This window comes from Dermacoccus sp. Ellin185 (genome assembly GCF_000152185.1).
Classification (GTDB): domain Bacteria; phylum Actinomycetota; class Actinomycetes; order Actinomycetales; family Dermatophilaceae; genus Dermacoccus; species Dermacoccus nishinomiyaensis.
Genome location: NZ_AEIQ01000112.1, coordinates 1 through 563, shown reverse-complemented (window position 1 = coordinate 563; position 563 = coordinate 1). Strand labels below are relative to the sequence as shown.

General features: G+C 76.2%; 1 pseudogene. It reads right to left on the bottom strand.

The features are described from left to right. Positions 1–563: pseudogene (locus tag HMPREF0321_RS16590) on the bottom strand (hypothetical protein); the annotation flags it as partial.

Below are 563 nucleotides of genomic sequence, written 5' to 3'. Positions count from 1 at the left end.
CGAGTCGTGGGCCGCCTCGGCCTGCCCATCGCCGGCGCGCTCGCGAGCACCGGCTCGATCGCTCTCGCCCGAACGAGGCGGCAGCGGATCGTAGACGGCCTCGACGTCGGTCTCGGGCTCGTCCTCCATCCAGTCAGGAATGGGCTCCCCCGCGCTCGAGGGCGCACCCGCACTGTCGTCGGCACCACTGGCACCGACGCCGCTGCTCGGGCCGCCGTTGTCAGCCGGCGACGCCTCGGCCGAGCGCCCCGAAGGATTCGCGCCCACCCTCGCGACGCCACCGGACGCGTCGCCCCTGTTCGAGGCGCCGTTGGCCGATCCCTGGTTCCGCGAGGATTCGTCCGCAGAACCGTGGCCGGCTCCGCGCATGCTGGGAGACGCGTCGTCGTTCGCCCATGACGGCGCCGGGCCGGCCTGCGCGCCCCAGTCGCCGCGCGAATCCGAACCCCACGCGCTGCTCTGCGCGGCGGCAGCCGCGAGGCCTGCGTCCTGGCGCGGCGAATCAGCCTCACGCGGCGCGACGCCCTCGGCGGGGTCGCCGGCCCGCGCCGGAGCGACGCGGG